The following is a 6,923-nucleotide window of genomic DNA, read 5'->3' on the forward strand; positions in this document are numbered from 1 at the left end:
ACGCCTCCCTGGGCGTGAGATGCAGACCGGGCGGGACATCCGTCGTGCAAGTCACATCGAACGGCGGGTTTCGCCGCGCGAAATGGCGGGAAACAAGCGAGGTTCGCGTACGCGACATCCAGGTTGCGGCCCTTTGGCTCGCACCCCTGACGGATCCCCGGCACATGTGGCCGAGATCTCAGCTTCCTGACTCGAACCCTACGTCAACCTGCCGGTTTCCGGACTCCCGGAAGGGTGACCCGGATCCGGCAACCCCGCGCCGATTCGGCCACGCCGATGTCGCCGCCGTGCAGCCCGACCGCCCAGCGGGCGATCGCCAGCCCCAGGCCCGTACCGCCGTCGCCGGTGGCGCTGCCCCGGTTGAAGCGTTCGAAGACCCGGTGGCGCTCGGACTCCGGGATGCCGGGGCCCTCGTCGAGGACCTCCAGGAGCAGCGACTCCGGCGCCGTGCCCCGCCGCGCCCGTACGGTGACCCGGCCGTGCTGGGGGCTGTGCTTGACGGCGTTGTCGATGAGGTTGGCCACCACCTGGTGCAGCCGCTCGGCGTCCGCGTGCGCCGTCAGGTCCGGCGGGAAGACGTCCAGGTGCAGGTGGACGTCCTTGCGGGTGTGGCTGCCCGAGCCCGTGGTCAGCCCCGGCCGGCCGGCGGCCGCCAGCCCGGCCTCCTTGAGGATCCCCGACAGGTACGGCCACACCTCGAAGCGGCGCGCCTTGAGCGGGACGACGCCGTTGTCCACCCGGGACAGGTCGAGCAGGGTCTCCACCAGCCCGCCGAGCCGCTCGGTCTGCTTGAGCATGGTCCGCATCGTCTCGGGCTCGGGGTCGGAGACCCCGTCGACGACGTTCTCCAGGACCGCCCGCAGGGCCGCGATGGGCGTGCGGAGTTCGTGCGAGACGTTGGCGACGAGCTCCTTGCGGTGCCGGTCCACCGCCTCCAGGTCGTCGGCCATCAGATTGATCGTGGCGGCCAGGTCGCCCAGCTCGTCCCGGCGGTCCGCGCCCACCACCCGGCGCGTGAAGTCGCCGCGCGAGATCGAGCGGGCGACCGTGGTCATCTCGTCCAGCGGCGCGGTCATGCTGTGCGCCACGAACTGCGTGATCAGCATCGAGGCGATCACCGAGAAGACCGTGATGAAGCGCAGCTCGGTGTCGGTCCGCAGGGCCACCATCAGCAGGCCGGTGGTGATGAAGACCGAGACCACGACCAGGGTGCCGAGCTTGGTCTTGATCGAGAACGGCCGCATCCTGCGCGGCCCCGCCCCGGGCCGCGGCGTCACGGCGCCGGGGTCTCCAGCGCGTACCCCACGCCGTGCACCGTCCGGATCCGCTCGGCGCCGATCTTCCGGCGCAGGGCCTTGATGTGGCTGTCGACCGTCCTGGTGCCGGACGCGTCGGCCCAGTCCCAGACCTCGGCGAGCAGCTGCTCCCGGGAGAGCACCGCCCGCGGCGTCCCGGCCAGGCAGACCAGCAGGTCGAACTCCGTGGGCGTGAGGTGCACGTCCTCGGTCTGCACCCGGACCCGGCGCTGCGCGTGGTCGATCTCCAGGTCGCCCAGGCGCAGCGTGCCGGCCCGCGGGGTGCTGGCGGCGATCGTGGCCCGCTCGACCCGGCGCAGCAGGACGTGCACCCGGGCGGCCAGCTCGCGCATGGAGAACGGCTTGGTCATGTAGTCGTCGGCGCCGACGCCGAGCCCGACCAGCATGTCGGTCTCGTCGTCACGGGCCGTGAGCATCAGCACCGGTACGGGCCGCTGGGCCTGGACCCGGCGGCACACCTCGAGCCCGTCGAAGCCCGGCAGCATCACGTCCAGCACGAGCAGGTCGGGCAGCCAGCCCTCGGCCGCCGTGACCGCGGCGGGGCCGTCGGACGCCGTCTGGACCTGGAATCCCTCCGCGCGCAGCCGGGCGGCGATGGCCTCCGCGATGGTCTGGTCGTCCTCGACCACCAGCACCCTGCGCTGGGCGCCGGGTGTCGCCGCCGCCGCGTTCTGGGTGTGTGTCTGCTCCATCGCCCCGCCCCTGTTTCGCTGTACTCCACTGCACTTCGCGTACAAAGATCCTGCGTGATGGGGAGCAGCGTAGAGGAGTCCCCGACGTGCGGCCATGCGGGTGGTGACCCAGGTCAGGACGGCTCGGGCAAGCGGTCGCTCATGGGTAGGTAGGCCTTTCAATCGAGGTGAACCGAGGTGAATGAGGCATTCCGCATAGTCTTCCGGCAGGCCGGACCGCGCTAGAAGCGGGGCAGGGCCGCGAGGACCTCCGCCAGGGCCGGCGGGATCGAGCCGTCCTGTGTCGCGATCTCGCGGCCGGCGTGCACGAACGCGTACATGTACCCGTCGAACACCCGGCCCTCGACGATGACCCGGGGCAGGTTCGGGAAGTCGGCGGCCGCCAGCGCCGCCCGCAGCCGGGACAGCCGGGCCCCCGTCAGCCGCCCCCCGCCCGTCTGCCTGCCGCGGTCGAGCAGCCGGTACGAACCGTCGCCCGCGACCAGCACGCTCTTGTGCTCCCGGCCGGTGAAGCCGCCGCTGCGGGTGACGGCGACCAGCCGCTGGTCGGCGCGCGTCGGCTGGGCGGATGCGGATGCGGATGCGGAGACGGAGACGGAGGCAGGGGCGGACGGAGCCGGCGCCCCGGACACCGAGACCGCCGCCGACGGGGCCTGCGAGACCGAGAGCGTCACCGGGGCCGACGGCTCGGCCGAGAAGCTGCAGGCCGTCAACAGCGCCGCGCCCAAAGCCCCCACCGCTGACCGGATCGCTCGCACGCTCCACCTCCATCGAGACAGCCGACCCCCGAGTATGGAGCCCGCAGTCCGATCCGTCAGCCGTTACGACCGGAGGCCGTCATCAGCCGGACAGCCGTCGCCAGACGGACCCCGCTCGCTCCCGCGCCCGCCGCGCCCACTGTTCCCGCGCCCGGTCGTGCACCGGGTGCCGGGCCGGCTCCCGGCTCCGGCCCCGGGGACGGAGCCGCCCTGGTGGTGCTGGCGCCCGCCCTGGCCGCGCTCGCCGTCGGGCTGTGGGGGATCGGCCGCGGCGGCTCCCTGTGGCGGGACGAGTCCGTCACCTACCAGGCCGCCCACCGCTCGCTGCGCGAGCTCTTCGGCCTGCTGGGGCAGGTGGACGCCGTCCACGGCCTGCACTACCTCCTCATGCACGGCGTGTTCGGCCTGTGGGACGGCGGGCTGACCGCCCTGCGGCTGCCGTCCGTGCTCGCGACCGCCGTCGCGGCGGCCGGGGTGGCGGCGACCGGCCGGCAGCTGGCGGGCCGGCGCGCGGGCCTGACCGCGGGCCTGGTCTACGCCGTCATGCCGCCCGTGCAGATGTACGCGCAGGAGGGGCGGTCGTACGCGCTGGTCGCCGCGGCCGTGGTGTGGGCGACGTACCTGCTGCTGCGCGAGCGGTGGGTGGCCTACGCGCTCCTGCTCGGGCTCGGCTGCTGGCTGCACGAGTTCGCCGTCCTGGCCCTGCTCGCGCACGCCTTCACCGCCTGGCGCAGCCGGGCCTGGCGGTACAGCGCCGCGGCCGTCCTGGTGCTGGTCGCCCCGCTCGCGGTGGTGAGCGCCGGTCAGGCGCGGGCCCAGCTGGGCTGGCTGGCCGCGCCCGCGTGGACGGACTGGGCGGTGTACGCCGTCGCCGCGGCGGCCGGGCTGCTGCTGGCCCGCGGCGCGGACCGCCGGCTGGTGCGGACCGGGCTGCCGCTCCTGCTGCTCCCGCCCGGCCTGCTGCTGACCGTCTCGGTCGTCAGCCCCTGGTACGTCGACCGGTACGTGCTCTACGCGCTGGCCGGGCTCGCCCTGCTCGCGGGCGCGCGGCCGTGGCGCCCGTGGGCGGCGCTGCTGCTCGTTCTGCTCGTGCTGCCCTGGTCCTGGTGGCTGCGCACGCCCGAGAGCCGCAAGGACGACGCGGCGGCCACGGCGCAGGCGGTGCGCGAGCTGGCGCGTCCGGGCGACGCCGTGCTCTTCCTGCCCGCGCGGCGCCGGGAGTGGCTGCTGTCCGCCCCGGAGGTCCACGGGGGCCTCGACGACCTGGCCCTGGCCCGCACCCCGGCCGCGTCCCGCACCCTCCAGGGCACCGAACTGCCCGCCCCGGACATCCGCGCCGCGATGCTGGCCGCCCCGCGCATCGTCACGCTGTCCGACCCGCCGGACCAGCCGCTCGACGCCTTCCCCCGGGAGGCCGTCAAACGCCAGACCCTGGCGACCCACTTCGACCTGTGCACGGTCGTCCCGGTCCACGGCGCCCGCGTCTCGCTCTACGCCCTCCCCGGCACCTGCCCGTGACACCGCGTCCCACGGCTGTTCGCCCACGGCGAACGGCCGTTGGGGAACACCAGGCCGCGCAGATGCATTGAGTCGGCATAGCTCAACTTCACTGCCGGAGGGAAGATCATGGCTTCGACGTCCGAAACGCTCACCCTGCCCGTGCTGCCTCTTGATGACGAGGTCGTGCTGCCCGGCATGGTCGTCCCGCTCGACCTGTCCGACGCGGAGGTGCGGGGAGCCGTCGAGGCCGCGCAGGCAGGCGCCGGGGGCGGCAAGCCCCGGGTGCTGCTGGTGCCGCGCATCGACGGCACGTACGCCGCGACCGGCGTGCTGGGAACCGTCGAGCAGGTCGGCCGGCTCTCCGACGGAGACCCCGGCGCGCTGATCCGCGGCCGGGCCCGGGTGCGGATCGGGGCCGGCACCACCGGGCCCGGGGCGGCACTGTGGGTCGAGGGCGAGAGCGTGGACGAGACCGTCCCCGATCCGCTGCCCGGAGCCGTCACCGAGCTCGTCAAGGAGTACAAGGCCCTCGCCACCAGCTGGCTGAAGAAGCGCGGGGCCTGGCAGGTCGTCGACCGGGTCCAGCAGATCGAGGGCGTGTCCGCCCTCGCCGACAACTCCGGCTACTCGCCGTTCCTGACCACCGCCCAGAAGGTCGAACTGCTCGAGACCGCCGACCCGGTGGCCCGGCTGCGGCTCGCCGTCAAGTGGCTCGGCGAGCACCTGGCCGAGCAGGACGTCGCCGAGTCCATCGCCAAGGACGTCCAGGAGGGCGTCGACAAGCAGCAGCGGGAGTTCCTGCTGCGCCGCCAGCTCGACGCCGTGCGCAAGGAGCTGCGCGAGCTGAACGGCGACGCGGAGGGCGAGGAATCCGACGACTACCGCGCCCGCGTCGAGGCCGCCGACCTGCCCGAGAAGGTGCGCGAAGCCGCCCTCAAGGAGGTCGAGAAGCTGGAGCGCTCCAGCGACCAGTCGCCCGAGGGCTCCTGGATCCGCACCTGGCTCGACACCGTCCTCGAACTGCCCTGGAACGAACGGACCGACGACGCGGCCGCCGCGTACGACATCCGGGCCGCCCGAGCCGTCCTCGACGCCGAGCACGCCGGACTCGACGACGTGAAGGACCGGATCACCGAGTACCTCGCGGTCCGCAAGCGGCGGGCCGACCGCGGCATGGGCCTGGTCGGCGGACGGCGCGGCGGTGCCGTGCTCGCGCTGGTCGGCCCGCCGGGAGTCGGGAAGACCTCGCTCGGCGAGTCCGTGGCGCACGCCATGGGCCGCAAGTTCGTCCGCGTCGCCCTGGGCGGCGTACGGGACGAGGCCGAGATCCGCGGCCACCGGCGCACCTACGTCGGCGCTCTGCCCGGCCGGATCGTACGGGCCGTCAAGGAAGCCGGCTCGATGAACCCGGTCGTGCTGCTCGACGAGATCGACAAGGTCGGCTCGGACTTCCGGGGCGACCCGGCCGCGGCCCTCCTGGAGGTCCTCGACCCGGCGCAGAACCACACCTTCCGCGACCACTACCTCGAAGTCGAGCTGGACCTGAGCGACGTGGTGTTCCTCGCGACGGCGAACGTCCTGGAAGCCATCCCCGAGGCGCTGCTGGACCGCATGGAACTGGTCCGCCTCGACGGGTACACCGAGGACGAGAAGGTCGTCATCGCCCGCGACCACCTGCTGCCCCGCCAGCTGGAGCGGGCCGGGCTCGGCGCGGACGAGGTGACCCTGGAGGAGGGCGCGCTGCGGAAGCTGGCCGGCGAGTACACCCGCGAGGCGGGCGTGCGCACCCTGGAGCGGTCCCTCGCGCGGCTGCTGCGCAAGGTGGCCTCGCAGCACGAACTGGGCGAGCGCGGCCTCCCGGCCGCCATCGGCGAGGAGGACCTGCGCGGGCTCATCGGACGGCCGCACCACGTCCCGGAGTCGGCGCAGGACCCGGCCGAGCGGCGCACCGCCGTCCCCGGCGTGGCCACCGGCCTCGCCGTCACCGGCGCCGGCGGCGACGTGCTCTTCGTGGAGGCCTCGCTCGCCGACCCGGAGACCGGCGGCGCGGGGCTGACCCTCACCGGCCAGCTCGGCGACGTGATGAAGGAGTCGGCACAGATCGCCCTCAGCTTCCTGCGCTCGCACGGCGCGGAGCTGGAGCTGCCGGTCGCCGACCTGAAGGACCGCGGGGTGCACATCCACTTCCCTGCGGGCGCGGTGCCCAAAGACGGGCCGAGCGCCGGCATCACCATGACGACGGCCCTGGCCTCGCTGCTCTCCGGCCGCCAGGTCCGCACGGACGTCGCGATGACCGGCGAGGTCTCGCTGACCGGCCGGGTGCTGCCGATCGGCGGGGTCAAGCAGAAGCTGCTGGCCGCCCACCGGGCCGGGATCCGCACCGTCATCATCCCGAAGCGGAACGAAGCCGATCTGGACGACGTGCCGGCCGAGGTGCTGGAGCGGCTGGACGTGCACCCGGTGACCGACGTGCGCCAGGTGCTGACGCTGGCCCTGTCCGGCGCCACGGTCCCGGTGACCGCCGCCGCCTGATCCGGAATCCGCCCCGACCCGGCCGCGCCGGGGGGGGGGGGGGGGGGGGGGGGGGGGGGGGGGGGGGGGGGGGGGGGGGGGGGGGGGGGGGGGGGGGGGGGGGGGGGGGGGGGGGGGGGGGGGGG

At 74.3% G+C, this 6,923-nt stretch carries 5 protein-coding genes; 2 read left to right on the top strand and 3 right to left on the bottom strand.

Annotation, left to right across the window (positions count from 1 at the left end):
- Positions 1-203: 203 nt before the first annotated feature.
- From ACZ7H1_RS13425 to ACZ7H1_RS13435, 3 genes are all read right to left on the bottom strand, one after another.
- Positions 204-1,244 carry a HAMP domain-containing sensor histidine kinase gene (locus tag ACZ7H1_RS13425; protein WP_470786323.1) on the bottom strand — a complete coding sequence of 347 codons (1,041 nt, stop codon included), beginning with the start codon at positions 1,242-1,244 and terminating at the stop codon, positions 204-206.
- A 29-nt stretch (positions 1,245-1,273) separates the two neighbouring features.
- Complete coding sequence (locus ACZ7H1_RS13430) at positions 1,274-2,008, bottom strand: response regulator transcription factor (RefSeq protein WP_470786304.1); 735 nt, start codon at positions 2,006-2,008, stop codon at positions 1,274-1,276.
- A gap of 221 nt (positions 2,009-2,229) precedes the next feature.
- Positions 2,230-2,766: a hypothetical protein gene (locus ACZ7H1_RS13435; RefSeq protein ID WP_470786305.1), complete on the bottom strand. Its 537-nt coding sequence runs from the start codon at positions 2,764-2,766 to the stop codon at positions 2,230-2,232.
- A gap of 213 nt (positions 2,767-2,979) precedes the next feature.
- Here ACZ7H1_RS13435 and ACZ7H1_RS13440 point away from each other — a divergent pair, with 213 nt between their 5' ends.
- Positions 2,980-4,284, top strand: coding sequence for a glycosyltransferase family 39 protein (locus ACZ7H1_RS13440; protein WP_470786307.1), 1,305 nt, complete (start codon positions 2,980-2,982; stop codon positions 4,282-4,284).
- Positions 4,285-4,392: 108 nt separating this feature from the next.
- Positions 4,393-6,798, top strand: a complete 2,406-nt coding sequence (gene lon, locus ACZ7H1_RS13445; RefSeq protein ID WP_470786309.1) for an endopeptidase La — start codon at positions 4,393-4,395, stop codon at positions 6,796-6,798.
- Positions 6,799-6,923 lie beyond the last annotated feature (125 nt).

It is taken from the genome of Streptomyces sp. NPDC037401, from assembly GCF_055602345.1.

Excerpts from the sequence above, each read along its gene's own strand:
- ACZ7H1_RS13430 (WP_470786304.1), bottom strand. The coding sequence starts at position 2,008 with ATGGAGCAGACACACACCCAGAACGCGGCGGCGGCGACACCCGGCGCC.
- ACZ7H1_RS13425 (WP_470786323.1), bottom strand. The coding sequence starts at position 1,244 with ATGCGGCCGTTCTCGATCAAGACCAAGCTCGGCACCCTGGTCGTGGTC.
- lon (WP_470786309.1), top strand. The coding sequence starts at position 4,393 with ATGGCTTCGACGTCCGAAACGCTCACCCTGCCCGTGCTGCCTCTTGAT.